This window comes from Halobacteriovorax sp., from assembly GCF_041587335.1.
Taxonomy (GTDB): Bacteria; Bdellovibrionota; Bacteriovoracia; order Bacteriovoracales; family Bacteriovoracaceae; genus Halobacteriovorax.
Genome location: NZ_JBFGYP010000257.1, coordinates 1 through 2,147, shown reverse-complemented (window position 1 = coordinate 2,147; position 2,147 = coordinate 1). Strand labels below are relative to the sequence as shown.

2 protein-coding genes and 1 pseudogene are annotated in these 2,147 nt (G+C 34.9%); 1 reads left to right on the top strand and 2 read right to left on the bottom strand.

Features of this window, described 5'->3' with window-relative positions; genetic code table 11:
• Positions 1-272: M16 family metallopeptidase (locus ABX784_RS17130; RefSeq protein ID WP_372656280.1), on the bottom strand; the 272-nt coding region annotated here is incomplete at its 3' end.
• Positions 273-343: 71 nt separating this feature from the next.
• Between ABX784_RS17130 and ABX784_RS17125 the strand changes: the two genes are divergently transcribed.
• Positions 344-1,465 (top strand): coproporphyrinogen-III oxidase family protein, encoded by a 1,122-nt coding sequence (locus ABX784_RS17125; RefSeq protein ID WP_372656278.1) that lies wholly within the window; start codon positions 344-346, stop codon positions 1,463-1,465.
• Here ABX784_RS17125 and ABX784_RS17120 read toward each other — a convergent pair.
• Positions 1,457-2,147: pseudogene (locus ABX784_RS17120) on the bottom strand (hypothetical protein); the annotation flags it as partial. The gene ABX784_RS17125 and the pseudogene ABX784_RS17120 sit on opposite strands and share 9 nt — an antisense overlap.

Genomic DNA, 2,147 nt, shown 5'->3' with positions numbered 1-2,147 from the left:
GAGTTAATATAGTAACAAGTATAGTCAAATGATGTGAAAGCGTTAACTTCACCACCGAATGATTCTACTTCGTGAGCAATAGCGGCTCCAGGTCTTGTCTTTGTTCCTTTGAAGAACATGTGTTCTAGAAAGTGAGCAATTCCTTCGTCTTTCTTTGCTTCTAGGGCCGATCCGGCCTTAAACCAAATTTGAACACTTGAGCTGGTTGAACCTGGAAAGTCGATAAAGAGAGTTTCAAGGCCATTTTTTAGTGTCATTTGATCATGTTGCATATATATCCTATTTTGATTATTTTAAACTCATTCTATTATAGATGAAGGCAGCAAATTTATAAGGTAAAAAAATGAAATTTCATCATGTAGACTCACTTTACATTCATTTTCCTTTTTGTCGACACTTATGTAACTACTGTGATTTCTATAAAAATGTACCCAAGAACAAAGAAGTAGAATATCAAAACTTTGAAGAGTCTTTACTGGAGGGCTTTCTAGAGCTTGAAAAATTATTCTCTAAAAATAATTCAAAAATAAAAACTTTAAATACGCTATATTTAGGAGGAGGAACTCCTTCTCTTTGGGGAGTTCGTGGTGCGAAATTCTTGAAAAATTTTCTTGTTGAAAGAAATATAGAATTGAGCACTGATATTGAGTTCACTCTAGAGGTGAATCCCGGGGCGTGGACTAGTGAAGGACTTAGTGCTTGGCAAAGTACTGGAGTAAATCGATATTCCCTAGGGATACAATCTCTGGATGCAAACTTTTTGAAAATAATAGACCGTGTTCATAATATTGATGATGTGTTTGAAACACTTAGTTTCTTTCATTCAAATAATTTACATTTCTCAGTTGATTTTATGTTGGGACTGCCTTTCTCTGAAAAGTATAATAGAGATATCATGAAGGAACTCTCAGAGATTTTAAAGTATAACCCTGAGCATATTAGCCTTTATATTCTAACAACTAAAGCAGGCTATGTTCATAAAGATCACCTACCTACAGAAGAATATATAGAGAAGGAATACTTAGATGTAGCGAATTTTTTAAAAAGTAAGGGCTTCGATCACTATGAAGTTTCAAACTTTGCTAAATCTGGTAGAGAGTCTAAGCATAATCTTAAGTATTGGAGAAGTGAGTCTGTTGCTGCGCTTGGTGCTTCTGCAACAGGTTTTTTGAGTGAGTCTTCAACTAGGTATAAGTGGAAAGTTACAAAGGGCGAATACACAGAAGAGATTTTAACTAAAGATGAAAAAAAATTGGAAGAAGTATATATGGGGCTTCGAATTAATCAATTATATGATTTCTCTAAGTTAATAGATAATACCGAAAAACTCAGTACGGTCATAAGTGAGTGGCAGAAGTTAGACTATATTGCAGAACGAGAAGGGTCTAAGGTTAGCCTAAACTCAAAGGGTTTCTTAGTTTTAGACTCTCTCATGAATGACTTATTTAAGTATAATTTAATATGAAACTTTTCTAAGTACTTCTAGGAGTGCTTGAAAATGAGACTTTCTATCGAATTTCCACTCTTGCTTATAATTTAGCTGGGGTAAGAATGATAATTGTCTTACCCCTTGGGTACTTGTCACACTATTTAAGTGATCCACTCCTGACTCAGTAATTTGATAAGTATTATCTAAGAAAGAGCTTGATAGAGGCACTACTCCATCATTTTTTCCGGCTTTTAATTGTGTGTAATCTCTAAAGGTCTCTAGTGGTGTGTCCCAACCAAAAGTATCCTCTTTGAAAGATCCGTAGTTAATAACTGGAACAGATTCAATAATTCTTTGGAAGTTGTTATGATTTTTATTGTTTCTTCTACGTGACTCTTTAGTCGTTAAGCTAAGTAGACCATCTTCTGATCCTCCTAAAAATTCAAATAGCCATTGGCTAATGCTTTTCATAAGAGAGTTTTTTGTAAATGCATCTGCCACAGGAGCACCCTGGAAAGGTGTTTGTACAGTAATAACTCCTGTTATTTTTTCTAGTAAGTCTGGCCTATGGATTAGGGCCTCTAGTGTATCAAGTCCACCCTTGCTGTGTGTGAAAATAATAATATCATCAGGTAGATCTTCTAATACTTGGATGATGAATTCCTTATTTTCTTGTGGGGATGCCTCAGATTCTATGTCGAGGGACTCATAGTTTAGT